At 46.5% G+C, this 17716-nt stretch carries 17 protein-coding genes; 13 read left to right on the top strand and 4 right to left on the bottom strand.

Annotated elements, in window-relative coordinates:
* Positions 1-134: 134 nt before the first annotated feature.
* Complete coding sequence (locus AC5YBX_RS02815; protein WP_494524332.1) at positions 135-2339, bottom strand: S46 family peptidase; 2205 nt, start codon at positions 2337-2339, stop codon at positions 135-137.
* A gap of 123 nt (positions 2340-2462) precedes the next feature.
* Between AC5YBX_RS02815 and dnaB the strand changes: the two genes are divergently transcribed.
* Together dnaB and alr are read left to right on the top strand one after the other, a co-directional pair.
* Complete coding sequence (gene dnaB, locus AC5YBX_RS02820) at positions 2463-3869, top strand: replicative DNA helicase (RefSeq protein WP_110457153.1); 1407 nt, start codon at positions 2463-2465, stop codon at positions 3867-3869.
* Between the two features lie 101 nt (positions 3870-3970).
* Positions 3971-5047 carry an alanine racemase gene (alr, locus tag AC5YBX_RS02825; protein ID WP_494520076.1) on the top strand — a complete coding sequence of 359 codons (1077 nt, stop codon included), beginning with the start codon at positions 3971-3973 and terminating at the stop codon, positions 5045-5047.
* Between the two features lie 73 nt (positions 5048-5120).
* Here the strand turns inward: alr and AC5YBX_RS02830 are convergent, their stop codons facing one another.
* Positions 5121-5585: a chemotaxis protein CheX gene (locus AC5YBX_RS02830; protein ID WP_494520075.1), complete on the bottom strand. Its 465-nt coding sequence runs from the start codon at positions 5583-5585 to the stop codon at positions 5121-5123.
* 405 nt (positions 5586-5990) lie between these two features.
* Between AC5YBX_RS02830 and dusA the strand changes: the two genes are divergently transcribed.
* The 3 genes from dusA to AC5YBX_RS02845 all read left to right on the top strand — a co-directional run bounded on the left by dusA (position 5991) and on the right by AC5YBX_RS02845 (position 7954).
* Positions 5991-6980, top strand: coding sequence for a tRNA dihydrouridine(20/20a) synthase DusA (gene dusA / locus AC5YBX_RS02835; RefSeq protein ID WP_494524333.1), 990 nt, complete (start codon positions 5991-5993; stop codon positions 6978-6980).
* A gap of 325 nt (positions 6981-7305) precedes the next feature.
* A complete protein-coding gene (locus AC5YBX_RS02840; RefSeq protein WP_494520073.1) occupies positions 7306-7596 on the top strand; it encodes a hypothetical protein in 291 nt (96 codons plus the stop codon).
* Positions 7597-7747: 151 nt separating this feature from the next.
* Complete coding sequence (locus AC5YBX_RS02845; RefSeq protein ID WP_494520072.1) at positions 7748-7954, top strand: PspC domain-containing protein; 207 nt, start codon at positions 7748-7750, stop codon at positions 7952-7954.
* Positions 7955-8327: 373 nt separating this feature from the next.
* Here the strand turns inward: AC5YBX_RS02845 and AC5YBX_RS02850 are convergent, their stop codons facing one another.
* Positions 8328-9065 carry an enoyl-CoA hydratase gene (locus AC5YBX_RS02850; RefSeq protein ID WP_494524334.1) on the bottom strand — a complete coding sequence of 246 codons (738 nt, stop codon included), beginning with the start codon at positions 9063-9065 and terminating at the stop codon, positions 8328-8330.
* Positions 9066-9115: 50 nt separating this feature from the next.
* Here AC5YBX_RS02850 and AC5YBX_RS02855 point away from each other — a divergent pair, with 50 nt between their 5' ends.
* The 3 genes from AC5YBX_RS02855 to AC5YBX_RS02865 are packed head-to-tail and all read left to right on the top strand — an operon-like array spanning position 9116 to position 11317.
* Entirely contained in the window at positions 9116-9586 is a 471-nt protein-coding gene (locus tag AC5YBX_RS02855) for a copper chaperone PCu(A)C (RefSeq protein ID WP_494520070.1), read from the top strand.
* A 12-nt stretch (positions 9587-9598) separates the two neighbouring features.
* Complete coding sequence (locus AC5YBX_RS02860) at positions 9599-10570, top strand: DUF2333 family protein (protein WP_494524335.1); 972 nt, start codon at positions 9599-9601, stop codon at positions 10568-10570.
* Between the two features lie 3 nt (positions 10571-10573).
* A complete protein-coding gene (locus tag AC5YBX_RS02865; protein ID WP_494524336.1) occupies positions 10574-11317 on the top strand; it encodes a TIGR04219 family outer membrane beta-barrel protein in 744 nt (247 codons plus the stop codon).
* A gap of 108 nt (positions 11318-11425) precedes the next feature.
* Here the strand turns inward: AC5YBX_RS02865 and tolC are convergent, their stop codons facing one another.
* Positions 11426-12751: an outer membrane channel protein TolC gene (tolC, locus tag AC5YBX_RS02870; RefSeq protein ID WP_494524337.1), complete on the bottom strand. Its 1326-nt coding sequence runs from the start codon at positions 12749-12751 to the stop codon at positions 11426-11428.
* A 289-nt stretch (positions 12752-13040) separates the two neighbouring features.
* On the opposite strand from tolC, the gene nudF reads away from it, so the two are divergent.
* From nudF to parE, 5 genes are all read left to right on the top strand, one after another.
* Complete coding sequence (gene nudF / locus AC5YBX_RS02875; RefSeq protein ID WP_494520066.1) at positions 13041-13649, top strand: ADP-ribose diphosphatase; 609 nt, start codon at positions 13041-13043, stop codon at positions 13647-13649.
* Entirely contained in the window at positions 13607-14092 is a 486-nt protein-coding gene (locus tag AC5YBX_RS02880; protein WP_494520065.1) for a DUF1249 domain-containing protein, read from the top strand. The genes nudF and AC5YBX_RS02880 overlap by 43 nt, the downstream gene beginning before the upstream one ends.
* A 9-nt stretch (positions 14093-14101) precedes the next feature.
* A complete protein-coding gene (gene cpdA, locus AC5YBX_RS02885) occupies positions 14102-14941 on the top strand; it encodes a 3',5'-cyclic-AMP phosphodiesterase (RefSeq protein ID WP_494524338.1) in 840 nt (279 codons plus the stop codon).
* 183 nt (positions 14942-15124) lie between these two features.
* The gene (locus AC5YBX_RS02890) at positions 15125-15703 is read left to right on the top strand and encodes a YqiA/YcfP family alpha/beta fold hydrolase (RefSeq protein WP_494520063.1); all 579 of its coding nucleotides are present in this window, start codon (positions 15125-15127) and stop codon (positions 15701-15703) included.
* A gap of 45 nt (positions 15704-15748) precedes the next feature.
* Entirely contained in the window at positions 15749-17635 is a 1887-nt protein-coding gene (gene parE, locus AC5YBX_RS02895) for a DNA topoisomerase IV subunit B (RefSeq protein ID WP_494520062.1), read from the top strand.
* The last annotated feature ends 81 nt before the right edge of the window (positions 17636-17716 follow it).

The following is a 17716-nucleotide window of genomic DNA, read 5'->3' on the forward strand; positions in this document are numbered from 1 at the left end:
GCTTTAAAGAGAGCACCGCACTAACGTGATTAGAGCGGTGTTTTTTTATGCCTAAAATAAGCGACTAGCAAGTTGGTAATTTTAAACCGGCAATAAAAAACCACCCGCAGGTGGTTTTGATATAGCCTAGGCGGTTAATTACTGACGAGTGTTAGCTCATCAAGCAGATTATCGGCATGATCCACCTCATCCATCATCCACAGGATATACCTAAAGTCGACGTGCACAGCACGTGTAATGGTTGGGTTAAAGAACCAATCTTTAGTGATCGCCTCATAGGTCGAGTCAAAATTCAGCCCCACCAGTTCACCTTTGCCGTTAAACACCGGTGAGCCTGAGTTACCTCCCGTGGTATCGACACTGGATAGAAAGTTAACCGGCACCGAGTCGAAGCGTTCAGGTTTATCTATACAAGAAAACAGACGGCACAACCATGAGGCGGGATCTTGATAAACCGACTCCACTTGGTGACTGCCGTAACGCTTAGCGGTAATGGCATCTAATACCTTTTGCGGCGCATTAAATGGCGTGACGCCAGTATGTTTAGCCGCAAGTCCTTCTAAGCGGGTAAAGGGCTGTTTATAGAGGGCATCTTTTGATTGATAACCATCGACCATACCGTAAGTGATGCGCAAAGTACCGTTAGCATCGGGATACACTGGCCAATCGTTTGCCTTGTAGTAGGCGATAACCGCTTGCATATAATCTGGGCGGGCTTTAGACAGTTTACCGGCTAAGGTCTTTTGCGCTTGCTCTTGTGCCATATTGGTGTCGTATAGGGCAACCGCTAAGCGAATAAAGGGATCGCTACTGCTTTCAAAGGCATTAACATCGGCATCCATCCAGGCTAAACGTTTAGCTTGATCTGTAAGTGAAGTTAATGAGTAGAGGCCGTCTAATTTATCTGACAGCGTGATGTTACTCCCTTCGGTGTTGAGCATCTCGTCGAGCTCAGCCACTCGATGTTCTTGCGCCAGATACGCGTTAAGATCCTGCAGCCATAACGTCTTATCAACGGAAATGGCAAAACGTGAATCGATACGTTTAAGACGCGCTTTAAACATCTTCATGTCACGGGTTTGATAACCCTCTTCACGCTCAGCATCGGGCTTGGTTTGCTCTTTGGCTAAGCGGTAAAGCTGATTGGCCGCAGACAACAAGGCGCTAGACTGAGCGTTGTCGAAGAAGTAGCGCCGTTGCTGCGCTGCACGTTGCTCAATCAATAAGGCTTCGAGTTGGTCAAATTTGGCTTGGTAGTGCTGATACTCACTATCGTTTGCTAGCCAGTGGCTAAAGCTATCTTCGCGTGACTGTTTGATGCTCGCAATATCGGTAGCCTTAAAACCATCGAGTAGACCATTGTACTTTTTCATGCGATTAGCCATCGACAGTAGCGTGCCTGCATATTTGATGGCTACATCCGTATCATGTTCTCCCATGGCTTCGAGGGTATCGATACGCAGTTGATAGCGCGTAGCGAGGGTAGGGTAGAGCCAGTCGCTGGCAAACTTAAGTTCACTGGTGAGGCGGTAACGGCTGGTCGAACCCGGATAGCCTGCGGCAAATACGCCGTCACCGGCTTTGACGCCATCGCGGTTAATCTTGAGGTAGCTTTTAGGGGTAAAGGGCACGTTGTCAGCTGAATATGCCGCAGGCTTACCATCTTTGCCTACATAAGCGCGCAAGAAGGTAAAGTCGCCCGAATGGCGCGGATATTCGTAGTTATCGATATCACCACCAAAGGCGCCCACGCTCTCTGGTGGGGCATAGACCAGACGCACATCACGAATGATTAACTGCTTGAGAAGGTAGTATTCTAAGCCGTTATGAAAACTGCGTACCGAGCAGCGGTAGTTTTCATCGCTCTCACACTGTTTGATTAAGGCTTTGCGATGGGTTTGGATTTGCTCAAACCGTTGCAGTGGATCGTCGCTTAATTGGTGTTTGACTTGGTCACTCACATCGGTGACCGCCTCGGTAATATACAGGCGCTCATTAGGGCCCGCCGAGGGTTCATCGCTCATTTTTTTGGCTAAGAAGCCGGTTTCGATGTAGTTATGTTCTTTTTTACTGTTGTATTGGATAGCCTGATAAGCACAGTGGTGATTAGTCACAACTAACCCTTGGGGGGATACGAAACTGGCGGTACAATACCCGAGGCCAACAACGGCATTCATTGGGTATTGGGTCAGATCGGCGAGTTGCTCTGCTGGAATGTGAATACCGCGTTCGCTAAGTTTATCGGCGATTGACGGCATCTGATAAGGTTGCCACTGCCCTTCATCGGCTATGGCGATGCCCGATGACAGCATTAAGGCTGCAACCAATGCTTTGCGCATGTTTATTCCTTAATTATTATAGGTGTGTTTGTTGGATTAACTGGCGTAGGCTGCCAGTTATGGCTCTGCTTGACCCCAGTTTTATATCATATTTTGCCTAATTGTTGGAAATTTGGAGAGTAAATGGCACAGCAAGGTAGTTTTCAGGCTAAGAAAAAGCCCAGAGATTTACAACTCGATGCATTAAAGATGCCGCCACATTCGATTGAGGCCGAGCAATCTGTGCTGGGTGGCTTGATGTTGGACTCTGACGCGTGGGATAAAGTGGCTGAGGCCGTGGTAAAAGAAGATTTCTATTCCCGTTCTCACCGGATGATCTTTATGGCGATGGAGTCTTTGGTGGCTGCCGGCCAACCGATAGATTTGATCACCGTATCAGAGCAGCTCGAACTTGAAGATAGTCTTGAAGATGCCGGTGGTTTTGCCTACTTAGGTGAAATTGCTAAAAATACCCCAAGTGCAGGTAATATTTTATCCTACGCCTCTATCGTGCGTGAGCGTGCGGTGGTACGCGAAATGATTAAAGTCGCCAACGAGATCGCCGATGCCGGCTTTAATCCTGAAGGACGAAACTCGGGCGAGCTACTGGATTTAGCCGAGAGTAAAGTCTTTAAAATCGCCGAGCAGCGCACCAATGCCAATGAGGGACCAGAAGGCATTAAGACCATTTTGGAAAAAACGGTCGATAAAATTGAAGCCCTATATAACAACCCGCATAACGGTGTTACCGGGGTATCGAGTGGCTTTGGCGACTTAGATAAGATGACCGCCGGTTTCCAATCGGGTGACTTGATCATCGTGGCGGCGCGTCCCTCTATGGGTAAGACCACGTTTGCGATGAACCTGTGTGAGCAAGCGGCATTGAATGAAGGCAAACCGGTATTGATTTTTAGTCTCGAGATGCCTTCAGAACAGATCATGATGCGTATGCTGGCGTCGCTTGGACGCGTCGACCAAACCAAGATCCGTACCGGTCAGCTCGACGATGACGATTGGGCTCGGGTATCGTCGACCATGGGCATTATGCTCGAGCAGGGCAAGATGTATATCGATGATGGCTCGGGTTTAACGCCAACCGAGGTGCGTAGCCGCGCACGGCGGATTGCCAGAGAGCATGGCGGTTTGTCGATGATCATGATCGATTACCTGCAATTGATGCAGGTACCTGCTTTGTCAGACAACCGAACGCTGGAGATCGCCGAGATCTCGCGCTCGCTTAAAGCCTTGGCAAAAGAGTTAGAGATCCCAGTGATCGCACTGTCACAGCTTAACCGCTCGTTGGAGCAACGCGCCGATAAACGCCCTGTAAACTCGGATTTGCGTGAATCGGGTTCTATTGAGCAAGATGCGGATTTGATCATGTTTATTTATCGTGATGAGGTGTATAACGACGACTCACAAGATAAAGGCACCGCAGAGATCATTATTGGTAAGCAACGTAACGGCCCTATCGGCCGGGTGCGTTTGGTGTTCCAAGGCCAATATTCACGCTTTGATAACTACGCGGGTCCTCAATTCGAAGAAGATTAATCGCCAGTGGGGCAGGATGAAAGATGATTTATCTTGCCCCGCGAGCCGTTAATTTGCGCTATGTTGTTATAGGTTACTTGCTTCTAAAATAAGGTTATTGTTTGAAACCCTTTCCCCGTGCAGAGATCAGTGCCGCGGCGCTGAAATCGAATTTACGCCGATTACGCGAGCTCGCCCCCCACAGTAAGGTCATGGCCGTGGTTAAGGCTAATGGCTATGGTCATGGTTTACTGAATGTTGCTAACTGTCTATCGACCGCCGACGGTTTTGGCTTGGCAAGATTAGAAGAGGCGCTCGAACTCAGGACTGGTGGCGTTACTGCTAAACTGCTGCTGTTAGAAGGTTTTTTTCGTCAAAGCGATCTGGAACTGCTCGTCACCCATGACATAGATACCGTGGTGCACCACGAGTTTCAAATCGAGATGCTCGAGCAGCAAACTCTGACTAAGCCTGTGACCGTATGGCTAAAAATTGATTCGGGTATGCATAGGCTTGGCTTTAATCTGGCCCAGTTCAACGCCATTTATGCCCGTTTAATGGCGTGCCCGCAAGTGGCCAAACCTATCCATTTGATGACCCACTTTGCCTGCGCCGATGAGCCTGATAATCCAGCGACGGCGAAACAAGCCGAACGTTTTAATGAGATGACCCAAGGTCTGCCGGGATTTCGCACCTTAGCTAACTCGGCTGCAGCATTGTACTGGCAGCAAACACAGGCCGATTGGATCCGCCCAGGTATTGCCCTTTATGGTGTCTCACCCGTTGCCAATGACTTTGGCAGTAATCATGGTTTAGTGCCAGCCATGGAGTTGGTGTCGCAGCTCATTGCTGTTCGCGACCACAAGGCCGGCGATCCTGTGGGCTATGGCAGTTATTGGCATGCTAAGCAAGATACCCAATTAGGGGTGGTGGCGATTGGTTACGGTGACGGTTATCCGCGTAATGCCCCAGAGGGTACCCCAGTGTGGGTCAATGGCCGCTTAGTACCTATTGTTGGCAGAGTATCAATGGATATGCTTACGGTGGACTTAGGCATAGACGCCACTGATAAGGTTGGGGATGCTGTCATGTTGTGGGGCAAGGCGTTACCCGTTGAGGATGTTGCCGAGCATATTGGCACTATCGCCTACGAGTTAGTGACCAAATTGACCCCGCGCGTAGCCGTTTGCATGGACTAACGACAAATACCCCATTAGCGCTGATTTTTATAACGATTAACTACCTTAACGACCCAAGTCGTTAAGGTCTGTGTTAGCGTTCGAAACAGATTTCGATATAAGCGTTACCGAATTCGCTACTAAAAGGCATAACGATTTTTTGCCCATCTGATTTATGGGCTATGGTGTGTGCCTTACCCGATACCACTACTGGGGTCGCCATCTCAAAGTCGTAGCCCTTTTCCCCTAATAGTTTTTTTGCTCCGCCTGTCACCATGTTGGTTAATTCGCCGACCAGATCGGTGATCTCCTCGTTGATCTGTTGCGGCTTTTCTCCCAGCATCTTATGCATGATCTCAAGTATCAATGGCGCTTCAAAGGTGATCGATAGCGATCCCTTTGTCTGCGGCCCAACTAGGCCAATAAGTCCTGATACATCTCCCTTAGCGATATTATCTTGCTTTAAATTTGGCTTACCCGGCGTCAGTTGCATGTTCGCCATGGTCTCCAGCACATTGAGTAGCGAGGCTAAAAAGGGGTTAATAAAGTTAACATTCATGACGGATGAGGCCTTATCTCAAGTAGGGATTAATTCAAGGCTATAAGCTTAGGTGTATTTAGCGTTATAACACATTGTGGTTTGACCACCTTAGCATAGGCGTACCGATCTCGAGCAAGGGCTTTATTAGGCTTACGTGATCGTTTGACGTTTTTATAGGCGGCATTTGAAACTTGTCATTACTGTGTATTTTATTTGCTGGGTAAACATGTCAAGTAAGGCGCTGATAGTGGGGCAAGTAGCAAGGGGAAGGGGCATGACATGTATAGAGGATATTACAGGTAAGTTTGCCCGTTCTTTTTACGTCTCAATTGAACGCAGACCTGTGCATTCTCTAGTGGTCGAGGTAAAATGCGCGGTCACGCCCTTTACTGTGGCTTGCTAAACTAGGGGATACCGTTTTTTATGTCGTTAAATATCATGCCATCAGTCATCAATCGTACTTTCAGTATTGCGCCCATGCTGGATTGGACGGATAGGCATTATCGCTACTTTGCTCGCATCATGTCTGCTCAAGCTTTGCTGTATACCGAGATGGTGACAACGGGAGCGATTATCCATGGTAAGGGGGATTATTTAGCGTATAACGAAGAGGAGCACCCGCTTGCACTGCAACTTGGTGGGTCGAATGCGGTTGACTTAGCCACCTGTGCCAAATTGGCTGAGCAACGTGGTTATGATGAGATTAATCTTAATGTCGGTTGCCCGTCAGATAGAGTGCAAAATGGACGCTTTGGTGCCTGCCTTATGGCCGAACCTAAGTTGGTGGCCGAATGTGTCGATGCAATGCGCAGTGTGGTGGATATCCCCGTTACGGTCAAAACCCGTATTGGTATCGATGAGTTAGACAGTTATGAGTTTTTGACTGAATTTATCGACACAGTTAGCGCCGCAGGCTGTGACACCTTTATTATCCATGCCCGAAAAGCTTGGCTGCAAGGCTTGAGCCCCAAAGAAAATCGTGAGATCCCAGAGCTGGATTATCAGCGCGTTTATCGTTTAAAGCGCGATTATGCCGCGCTGAATATCTCCATTAATGGTGGCGTTAAAACCTTAGATGAATGTGCTGAGCATCTTAAACATCTAGACGGTGTAATGGTGGGGCGTGAAGCCTATCAAAACCCTTATATTCTGGCCGAAGTTGATCAACGCTTATGTGGTAGCGAAAAGCCTGTGTTGAGCCGAGATGCCGTGCTAGAAAAAATGCTCCCCTATATCGAAAAACACTTACAAGCAGGCGGGCGCTTAAACCATATCACTCGCCATATTACTGGGCTGTATCAAGGTGAAGTGGGCTCGCGAGCTTGGCGTCGTTATGTGAGTGAAAATGCCCACAAACCTGGCGCGGGTATCGAAGTGATCCATCAGGCCAGAGCCTGCATGGATAGTGTGTAAATAAGTACTATCCATCTTTATTGGATAACATCACGGTTTAATTCACTGTTACCTTGTTATGTCAGCGTAAGCCTTCACCTTCGGTGAAGGCTTTTTTGTTGCGCTCAGCTTTGATATGGGCGTTCAACATAGAGGGTAGTGAAAATGACCACTGCCTAGCGAAACTCGCTAACACCTACTGACTTGGTTAATGCTTGTTCGTTATTTGGGATAATGCCTATCTTGTGTTTTCTATTTTAATTCAGTTGCTTAGTTTGTTTTTGTTGAGTTGGCACACCGCTTGTATTGTCTTATTTATCACCATTCAACAACAAAGGGTAAGACCATGAACAAGTTAACTAAGATGTCATTAATCGCTGCCACATTTATCGGGGTTAGTTTTTCTGCAACGGCAGAGGATTTTATACCCAATGACATCAGCGCCACTTTGGAGCGTCAGTTAGCGGCGCAAATGCAAGAGGCGATCGCTATTGCTCAACAAGAATTAACATTGTCACTGCAGGCGCAGTTGTCGGAGTCGCTGTTTGATAGTGGCTTTGAGTCATCTAACCCGGTGCTCGATACGGTAATGCCAGAGCAACATCCTGTGATTGCCAGTGTGAGCCAAAAGGACTAGGCAGATGTATTTTGTGGAGCTGGCATTGATTTTATTGTTACCTGTCTTAGGTTTTGTGATTTGCGCGGCACTGGTGTGCACAGTAAGAAGTCTGACTGGCAGTTAACTGTAAACTTGTATTGCTAAAGCAATAATTTAATAGGAGTCACCAATGAAGATTGATGATTTAACTGATGCTCTAAAGCGATCTGATAGTTTGATTTGTGGGGTTGCGGCGACGATGGCTGATAAGTTTGCTTGGTCGTGTCTGTGGACTCGCGTGGTGTGGGCACTCGCGGTGGTAATAAATCCGGCTATGTGGTTACTGATTTATTTTGTGCTAGCACTGGTATTACCGAAGCGAAGAGCACCTTATTAGTTAGCTACATAGGCTTTGATTGATAGGTCATAGCAAGTGTTAAACCAGATGATAGTGATATTTATTGAGAGGATACTATGATGAAACTTAGATTAACCAGTACACAGAGCCCAGCCGCTATTGCCGTAGAGTTAGGCGTGGTTGTTGTAATTAGCTTGCTGATTTTTACCTTAGTACTTTAGCTGTAATGGTTACGATAAATAGATTCAATGAGTTAGAACTGATTCTCGCTTCACGATAATAGCTAAGTGTGAGGTGACTTTTGTACCAAGAGGAGATGACAGCATCATATAGGTTGGATTTAGGTTGTAAATAATGATGTCGCCGGCTTAGGTTGGCTAAACCGACGCTGTATTATCACTCGTTTATGGTGTTACTTATTCAAGAAAGCGGTAAATTGCGCCTTAGCTTCATCACTTTGCAGTCGCTGCGCGAACGCTGCTAACTCTTGTTGCATTTGCGAGCGCACCACCTCGATATCGTATCGCATTAAGCGGCGACTCGCCTGCAAGGCTTGAGGCGGTTTCTGCGCTAACTTAATCGCTTGGTTGAGCGCATGGTCAAATAGCTGCTCACTGGGTAACACCTGATTGACGATATTCATCGACAATGCCGACTCGGCATTAAAGCTTTCACCTAATAGCAGCAATTCGGCGGCTTTTTGCGGTCCCACTAAACGTGGCAATAACAGGCTGGCACCGGCTTCGGGAACCAAGGCTAAATTGACAAAGGGGAGTTGAAATTTAGCACTGTTGTCGGCGTAAACTAAGTCGCAATGCAGTAGCAGTGTGGTACCGATCCCGACGGCAGCTCCCGTCACGGCAGCAACAATGGGCTTATTGAGATCAAGCAGGGTAAAAAGAAACTTAAACGCAGGATGCTCTGGACCTAAGTTACTATTTTTTAAAAAGTCAGCGATATCATTACCTGAGGTGAAACAATCTGTTTGCCCTTTAATCAGAAAGGCATTAATTCCGTTGTCTGATTCCCCTTGGATAAGGTATTCTGTGAGCTGATTGTACATATCGAGATTAAGCGCATTGCGTTTTTCTGGGCGATTTAAGGTGATAATGCGAACGCCCTGCTCATCCAGAATTTGAATGGTACTCATTGGTCAAGATCCTTATTGTGGCAAATGGGATTAAGAAGGAGTTTAAGACATTGAAACAGATTTTCAAACACGCGTTTAACTTTGTGTTGCTATCATGCACTTCATTCTCCGCTTTGGCAAATGTGATGCTAGTCGATGGTTATGTGCGAGCCATGCCTACCACAGTCCCTAATACGGCAGCCTATTTTACCCTGATGAATCATGGCCCTGAGATCAACTTAGTGGCTGTAGAAACCGATGTTGCCGAGCAGGCACAATTACACACTCTGGTCGAAGAGGGAGGCGTGATCAAAATGCGCCAACAAGCCCATTTTACCATTGCCACCCATGGCAATTTGGCCTTGGCGCCATCGGGTGACCATGTGATGCTGTTAGGCTTAAAACAGCCATTGCAAATTGACCAGAAAGTTGATTTAACGCTTAAATTTGATAATGGTACCGAGCAGGTCATTACCCTGAAGGTCACCAAACAAGATGCGGCTAAGCAAGATGGTGAAATGGATCATCATCACCACCATTAATGGAGTCATCGTATGCAGATAACATGGAAAAAAGGCGGCCTTGTAGCCGCGATAGTGTTTCTAATTGGCTATTTCGTCAGTGTCTGGTGGAGCGTCGAGCCCGATAGGATAGAGCCACACCAGATTAACAGTGCCACTGGCCACAAAGTGGTAGGTTATGCGACGACCACGTCACTGATTTTAACGGTCGAGACCCTGCTCGATAAGAGCGGTGGTTGGTTATCTAATGACATTATGCCGCCCTCGTTATTTATGGATAACATGCCAGCGTTTGAATTTGGTGCTATCGAGCAGGCGCGCGATCTCGCCTTGATCATGCGCAAAGAGTTTAGTCGTTCGCAATCGCAATCGACTGCCGATAAAGACCTGTTAGCCGCTCATTCTAAGCTGAATATTGAACACACCAGTTGGTTGGTTCCCAGTGCCGAAGGTGAATACCGTGATGCGATAAAATTACTCAAACTGTATCGTGCCCGTATCGCGGACACTAATAATCCAGACGCTCAGTTTTATGCCCGTGCCGATAACTTAAATGAATGGCTAAAAGAGGTGCAAAAGCGCCTAGGTAGTATGTCACAGCGGCTATCTGCTAGCGTAGGACAGGATCGTCTCAATACCGATTTGGCCGGTGATACCGAAGCCAGTCAGTCGACCCCTAATCTAGCACATAAGCAGATAAAAACAGGTTGGTGGCAAATTGATGATGTCTTTTATGAAACTCGCGGTGCCACATGGGCCTTGCTGAATTTTATGAAGGCTATCGAGGTCGATTTTGCCGATGTATTAAAGAAGAAAAACGCTGAAGTCAGCTTACAGCAGATCATTCGTGAGCTGGAAGAAACTCAGCAACCTGTGTGGAGCCCGATGATCCTGAATGGTTCTGGGTTTGGCATAGTGGCTAATCACTCTTTAGTGATGGCCAATTATATTTCCCGCGCAAACGCTGCGGTAATTGATCTCACTAACTTATTGACTCAAGGTTAAATGATGAAAAAAACACTACTTGCATGTGCTCTGCTGAGTTCATTGGCAGCGACTTCTGCACAGGCCGCGACACTGGTTGGTTTTAAAGTGGGTGGCGATATTTGGCAAGCAGATACCAATGGTACTTTTGCACAAGGTGGTCAAACTCAACAAGATTTTGATTACGGCTCATCATCACAAGGTAGCCTTTGGGTTGCCGTTGAGCACCCGATCCCATTAGTACCTAATGTTAAAATTCGTGAAAATCGTTTAGACGCCGATGGTCAAGGCACATTGGTTGCTCCTTGGACTTTTGGAGAGCATACCTTTAATCCTGGTGATATTACGACCGCGACTAACTTAAGCAATACCGATTTTGTGCTGTATTACGAACTGCTCGATAACGACTTGGTCGCGCTCGATTTAGGTGCGGCTTACAAACGTATGCACGGTTCATATCGAGTTGCTGATGCTGGCCATCCTGAGCAAAAAGATCTCAGCAGTGGTGTGGTGATGGCGTACGCTAATGCCGAAGTCGGTTTACCCGGCTTAGGTTTATACGGTTTTGCTGATGTGATGCTCGGCATCGATGAAACTAGCGTATATGATTATTCTGTTGGTTTAGGTTGGCAGTTTGATGGGGTCGCGCTAGACACTAAAATCCGTGTCGGCTACCGTGATTTTACCTTCGATGTTAATGCCTTTGACGGTATCACTGCGAATTCACAGTTCAAGGGCGCTTTTGCTGGTGTAGAACTGGTGTTTTAAAGCCCTTATTTAAGGTACATTCAACCTAGCGTGATTATCTGTATGTGTTGAATGAATCGATATAAAAAAACCGCCGTAAGGCGGTTTTTTTATAATTAACAATCCGTTTTACTGGCTGACAACAGGTGTAATTAACCCACTGTTAATCGCAATCACATCATCTTCATTCAGGGTACCAGCCGCTTGTTTTAGCGCTAAAATGGAGTTGATGTAACCGTAACGGGCATTCGATAATTGACGTTTTGAATCGTACAAATCACGGGTACGGTTTAGTACGTCAACAATCGTACGAGTCCCCACTTCAAAACCGGCTTGGGTGGCTTTTAGTGCACTCTCTGAAGAGATAACTGATTGCTCATAAGCACGAATTGAGCTGATAGAGGCGCCGACGTTGTTGAAGTTGTTGCGCACATCTTTAACGACTTTACGGTACGTTTGTTCCATCTTTTCACTGGCTTCAACATACTGATACTGTGCTTGATTAACTCGTGAACTGACTTTGAAACCTTCGAAAATCGGTACGCTTAAGATTAGGCCGACATTGGCATTATCCACATCCGGCTGATTACCTATTTGGTTCTTTTGCTCAAGATTAGTGGTGTAACCTGCATTTAAATTCAGCGACGGCATATGACCTGATTTGTAAAGCGTGATGGTCTGCTGTGCAATATCTTTACCGATGCGGGTCGCCATAAGATCAACACTGTTACTTTCGGCCATTTTTAACCACTCACCCGGTTTAGCTGGCATCGGTGAAACGGCGGTGAAGCGATTAGTATCTAAGATATCGATTGATTTATGGTCGATGCCGGTGATCTCGCGTAAGGCTTCGTAGCTGTTGATTAGCTGGTTTTCCGCTAAGATTTCAGAGGCGCGGGCTAAATCGTACTGTGCTTGAGCTTCATGTACATCGGTAATGGCAGTCAAGCCTACCGCAAAACGTTGTTTAGTTTGTTCTAGTTGACGTTCAATCGCGCGTTTTTCTGCGCCTTTAAACTCGTAGTTATCTTTTGCCGACAATACCTCAAAATAAGCACTCGTGACGCGAATAATTAGGTTTTGCAGCACGGATGCATAAGCAGCATCGGCCTGCGTGGCGGCAAGTTCAGCCAAATCCAGACCCACCCACGCACTGTGGTCGTATACTACTTGCTTCAATGACACGCCAGCATTTAAGCCGCTGTTATAGATACTGTCAGATACATCTGACCAACTCTTGCCATAACCAATGCTAGCGCTAATGGTTGGCAGCAGTGGAGCGCGATTTTCTTCAATCTGCTCGTAGAGTCTGTCGCGCTGAGATTGCGCTTGCAGAGCAATAGGGTCGCTGGTGAGGGCTTGTTGATAAATTTGCAATAGATCGTCGGCGTGCACGGCTGAAGTTGTCGCCGTTAGAGTCAAGGCTGCACACAAGGTGCGAATCTTAAATTTCATTACCTGTCCTTTTTTAGACATAAATACTCCTTAGGGTGGAGCAATTTACTTAATAAAGTTAAGTGATGCTTTACAGCAAATCATTGAGTAAAGCGGTTTGCGCTTCCCGACGCTTCCCGATACATCTAAACTTATAAGGTTAAGATATTAAGAAATTAACCAATTTTAAGTCAACTATGAAGTGTAACAGTTTTTGATTTTATGTCTGCAATTTTTAGGAGCTTACATGCTATATTTAGCGACCCTGCATATACCCTAGCGACGATGAAGATAACTCAAAGGAAAGCTGATGAAACAGAAGTTTAGCCGTGATGATATCGAGATGCTCAGCAAAGAACCCCTCTATCAGGGATTTTTTCGTGTTGATGAATATCGTTTTAAACACAGGTTATTTGCCGGCGGATGGAGTGAGGTAGTGACCCGTGAGGTATTTGAGCGTGGCCACGCTGTGGTGGTGCTGCCCTATGATCCAGTTAGCGATAAAGTGGTGTTGATTGAGCAAATTCGGATACCTGTTGTGGCGGATACCTCGACACCATGGTTGTTTGAGTTAGTGGCTGGTATGATTGAACCTGGTGAATCGGCAGAGCAAGTGGCCCACCGTGAGCTGCAAGAGGAAGCGGGATTGGTGGCAAGCAAAATGGTGCGAGTAGGTGACTACTTTGCTAGCCCTGGTGGCAGTAGTGAACGTTTTGACTTTTATTGGGCCCAAGTAGATGCGAGTGTAGCAAATGGTATTCATGGGCTTAGTGATGAGCATGAAGATATCAAGGTACATGTGATGTCACGTGAAGCGGCTTACCAACTATTATGTGATGGTGTGATAAATAACGCCTCTACCATGATTGGTCTGCAATGGCTGCAATTGAACTACCAAAAATTAAGAGAAGGGCTGTGACAGTTTCGTTAAACAAGCGGCACAATAGCTATCAAGTGGACGTCAGTCGCTTTTTGGCTTTATGTAGTCGAAATTACTTTAATATATTGCGTTGGCTACCCGCCTCTTGCGAGCAAGGGGCCTGTTGGCAAGTCAATGGTGATTTTGGCAGTTTAGACGTAAAATTGCTCGAAAATACCCAATATACCCAATTGATTGAAATCTCTAGAGCCATCGACTCCGTGCAATTAATTGATACCCCGAAGGTTGTCGTTCGTGTTTATCACGATGCTAAATTAGCAGAAGTGTTAACTAGTCGACAGATTTATCGCTTAAGACCAGTATATGATTACCCAAATATACGTATGTATCATAGAGATGAAAAGTACCAGGTAAATGCTTTTCTTGAAGAGTTACTACAGATTGACAACCATGTCAGGATTATTTGTCAGTCGACATTTTAGGGTTTTAATGTGCTAAAAGAGGCAATCTCTTATTCTATCGGTGAAGGTGAAAGCGTTAGACTGGTCCAAGTGACCGATCCGCACCTGTTTGCCGATCGCGAAGCTCAACTTTTAGGCGTTAATACCGCAAATAGCTTAGAAGCGGTGCTTAGCACCATTAAGGCGGTTGATTATCCCGCGCACCTTATGTTGGCGACAGGGGATATAAGTCAGGATTACTCGCACGAGTCTTATCATAATTTTGTGCGTGCGATTGAACCGCTGAATTTACCTTGCCATTACTTACCCGGTAATCATGACGATCCCCGAGTGATGCACCTGCATATGCAAGGGCCTCGAGTGTATGGCGAACAACGCATCTTGGCAGGTAACTGGCAAATTATCATGTTGGACTCCACTGTTAGGGGAAAGCCCGGAGGCCATATGGCGGACACTCAACTAGCTTTGATAGAGTCCGCGATTGCCGCACAACCAGATAAACATACATTATTGGTGATGCACCACAATCCAATTTTGGTGGGGTGTCAGTGGCTGGATCAACACTGTATGGACAATGGTTCTGACTTTATTGCCAAGGTTGCTAAGCTACCTCAGGTTAAGGGATTATTGTGGGGGCATGTGCATCAAAGCTTAGATCAAACCCACCCGACAGAGCATGGCAGCATGCGTTTAATGGCAACACCTTCCACCTGCATCCAGTTTAAACCTAAGTCGCCTTATTTCGCTTTAGATGCGCAGCAACCAGGCTATCGATTACTGGAGCTTAAAAGTGATGGTGCTATATTGACCAATGTTTACCGGGTTCCAGGCAATAAGTTTTCTCCCGATCATGAGTCAAGTGGCTACTAACGAATCCTCATGCTAGCTCAGCGTCATGGTGATGCTTGATTGGAGCTAAAGCTTTATTTGGTGAATTGCGCTGCCAATGTTAGCATCGTGGCACTTACTCTATCTGTCGCTACCTTTTGATTTATTCGGTGTTGTCAGTGTCGGTATCACGAGTTAAATAATAGCAATCGTTATCGAGGAAATATGCTGCTCTATCTCCATGGCTTTAATAGCTCCCCTCAGTCAGATAAAGGACTGGCGACCGCTCGATATATTGCCAAGCATTTTCCACAACTCTCTTTTTTTCAACCGCAGTTACCCGCCACTCCCGCAGCCGCGATGACATTACTGATAGAGATTGTCGAACAAGCATTGGCTAAAGGGGAGTCGCTGCATTTTATTGGTTCCTCATTGGGGGGCTACTTTGCTAGTTACCTCGCCGAAACTTACGGTGGCAGGGCGGTACTTATTAATCCTGCTGTCACGCCTTATGCCTTATTTGATGATTTTATCGGCCAACAGTACAATCCCTATACTGATGAAACGTATCAAATATTACCCGAGCATAAACAAGAGGTTGCACTGTATGATACCCAGGTTATTCTCTACCCTGAGCGTTTTTTTGTATTATTACAATCTGGTGACGAAGTGCTCGATTACCAACAAGCAGTGAATAAATACCATTGTTGTCAGCTGCTAATAGAGGCGGGTGGTGACCATAGTTTTATCGGCTATGAACAACAGTTGGATAGGATCTGCCAGTTCCTGTTTCTTAATAAATAGACATGTAGGGCCGCAATAAGGCCTGAATAACCATATGTGTGTGCCATGACAAATCAATACACCTCAGATGCAATTGAAGTACTTAATGGACTCGACCCTGTTAAGCGTAGACCCGGCATGTATACCGACACCACCCGTCCGAACCATTTAGGACAAGAGGTGATCGATAACAGTGTGGATGAGGCGCTGGCAGGACACGCAACTAAAATTGACGTGATCCTTCATAAAGATAACTCGCTGGAAGTGATTGACGATGGTCGTGGTATGCCCGTTGATATTCATCCAGAAGAGGGGATTTCTGGGGTCGAATTGATCTTAACTAAACTGCATGCCGGCGGTAAGTTTTCTAACGATAACTACCAGTTTTCAGGCGGCTTGCACGGGGTGGGTATCTCGGTGGTTAACGCCTTGTCTGATCGCGTGGAAATCAGCGTGAGACGTGGCGGTGAAGTCTATGAAATGGCGTTCCAGAATGGTGATAAGGTTGAAGATCTTAAGGTCACAGGCACCTGCGGTAGACGCAATACGGGCACCCGGGTGCATTTTTGGCCTACCGCCAGCTATTTTGATTCAGTTAATTTCTCTATTCCTAAACTGGTTTATTTGCTGCGCGCCAAAGCGGTATTGTGCCCTGGACTGCGAATTAAATTCACCAATAAACAAACTGGTGAAAGCGAAGAGTGGTTTTATGAAAGCGGCCTAACCGATTATCTGCAAGCCTCGATTAACGGAGCAGAGACCTTACCCAAAGAGCCGTTTATTGGCACTATGACAGGCAATACCGAAGCGGTTGATTGGGCGATAACTTGGTTGCCAGAAGGCGGTGATTACCTTAACGAAAGCTATGTTAACCTTATTCCGACCCCGCTAGGTGGCACCCATGTCAATGGATTTAGGCAAGGCTTGCTTGACTCTATGCGCGAGTTTTGTGAGTTCCGAAATCTGATCCCGCGCGGTATCAAGCTCTCGCCCGAAGATATTTGGGACCGCAGTAGTTATATCTTGTCGATTAAGATGCAGGATCCGCAATTTGCAGGACAGACTAAAGAGAAACTCTCCAGCCGCCAGAGCGCTGCATTTGTCTCTGGTATTGTGCGTGATGCCTTTAGTTTATGGCTTAATACCAATACAGAGCAGGCCGAAGCCTTGGCCGATATGTGCATTAATAATGCGCAGAAACGCTTAAAAGCAGCCAAGAAAGTGGCGCGTAAAAAAGTGACCTCGGGCCCAGCCCTACCCGGGAAGCTAACCGATTGTAGCGGCCAAGATCCTATGCGTGGCGAGCTATTTTTAGTCGAGGGTGACTCGGCAGGCGGCAGTGCTAAACAGGCAAGAGACCGTGAGTTTCAAGCCATCATGCCCTTGCGCGGTAAGATTTTAAATACCTGGGAAGTGGACGCATCGCAGGTATTGGCCTCGCAAGAGGTGCACGATATTTCAGTGGCGATAGGCTGCGATCCTGACAGTAATGATATTGCTGAGCTGCGTTACGGCAAAATTTGTATTCTGGCCGATGCTGACTCCGACGGACTGCATATTGCGACCTTACTATGTGCACTGTTTATGAAGCATTACAAAGTATTGGTAGAGAAAGGCCATATCTATGTGGCGATGCCGCCGCTGTTTCGTATCGATGTGGGTAAAGAGGTGTTTTATGCCCTTGATGAGGCGGAAAAGCAGGGCATTTTAGATCGCATCGCCGCTGAGAAAAAGAAAGGCAAAGTACAGGTGACTCGCTTTAAAGGTTTGGGCGAGATGAATCCGCTGCAACTGCGCGAAACTACAATGGATCCCAATACGCGCCGTTTAGTGCAGTTAACTATTGATGAAGCCGATGATACGATGGCTCTGATGGATATGTTGTTAGCGAAGAAACGCTCAGGCGATCGTAAAGCCTGGCTGGAGACCAAAGGGGATATGGCTCAGCTATAACCTATATGATTCAAGGATGAATAAGTAGATGAACTTAAGATAATGAAAAATAAATCAATAAAAACTTTATCTTTTAAGTTG

Source organism: Shewanella sp. 492 (genome assembly GCF_059338445.1).

What these genes read in the sequence shown, in the direction of transcription:
- AC5YBX_RS02815 (WP_494524332.1), bottom strand. Translation starts at nt 2,339, where the DNA reads ATGCGCAAAGCATTGGTTGCAGCCTTAATGCTGTCATCGGGCATCGCC.
- dnaB (WP_110457153.1), top strand. Translation starts at nt 2,463, where the DNA reads ATGGCACAGCAAGGTAGTTTTCAGGCTAAGAAAAAGCCCAGAGATTTA.
- AC5YBX_RS02830 (WP_494520075.1), bottom strand. Translation starts at nt 5,585, where the DNA reads ATGAATGTTAACTTTATTAACCCCTTTTTAGCCTCGCTACTCAATGTG.
- dusA (WP_494524333.1), top strand. Translation starts at nt 5,991, where the DNA reads ATGTCGTTAAATATCATGCCATCAGTCATCAATCGTACTTTCAGTATT.
- AC5YBX_RS02840 (WP_494520073.1), top strand. Translation starts at nt 7,306, where the DNA reads ATGAACAAGTTAACTAAGATGTCATTAATCGCTGCCACATTTATCGGG.
- AC5YBX_RS02845 (WP_494520072.1), top strand. Translation starts at nt 7,748, where the DNA reads ATGAAGATTGATGATTTAACTGATGCTCTAAAGCGATCTGATAGTTTG.
- AC5YBX_RS02850 (WP_494524334.1), bottom strand. Translation starts at nt 9,065, where the DNA reads ATGAGTACCATTCAAATTCTGGATGAGCAGGGCGTTCGCATTATCACC.
- AC5YBX_RS02860 (WP_494524335.1), top strand. Translation starts at nt 9,599, where the DNA reads ATGCAGATAACATGGAAAAAAGGCGGCCTTGTAGCCGCGATAGTGTTT.
- AC5YBX_RS02865 (WP_494524336.1), top strand. Translation starts at nt 10,574, where the DNA reads ATGAAAAAAACACTACTTGCATGTGCTCTGCTGAGTTCATTGGCAGCG.
- tolC (WP_494524337.1), bottom strand. Translation starts at nt 12,751, where the DNA reads ATGAAATTTAAGATTCGCACCTTGTGTGCAGCCTTGACTCTAACGGCG.
- nudF (WP_494520066.1), top strand. Translation starts at nt 13,041, where the DNA reads ATGAAACAGAAGTTTAGCCGTGATGATATCGAGATGCTCAGCAAAGAA.
- AC5YBX_RS02880 (WP_494520065.1), top strand. Translation starts at nt 13,607, where the DNA reads ATGGCTGCAATTGAACTACCAAAAATTAAGAGAAGGGCTGTGACAGTT.
- AC5YBX_RS02890 (WP_494520063.1), top strand. Translation starts at nt 15,125, where the DNA reads ATGCTGCTCTATCTCCATGGCTTTAATAGCTCCCCTCAGTCAGATAAA.
- parE (WP_494520062.1), top strand. Translation starts at nt 15,749, where the DNA reads ATGACAAATCAATACACCTCAGATGCAATTGAAGTACTTAATGGACTC.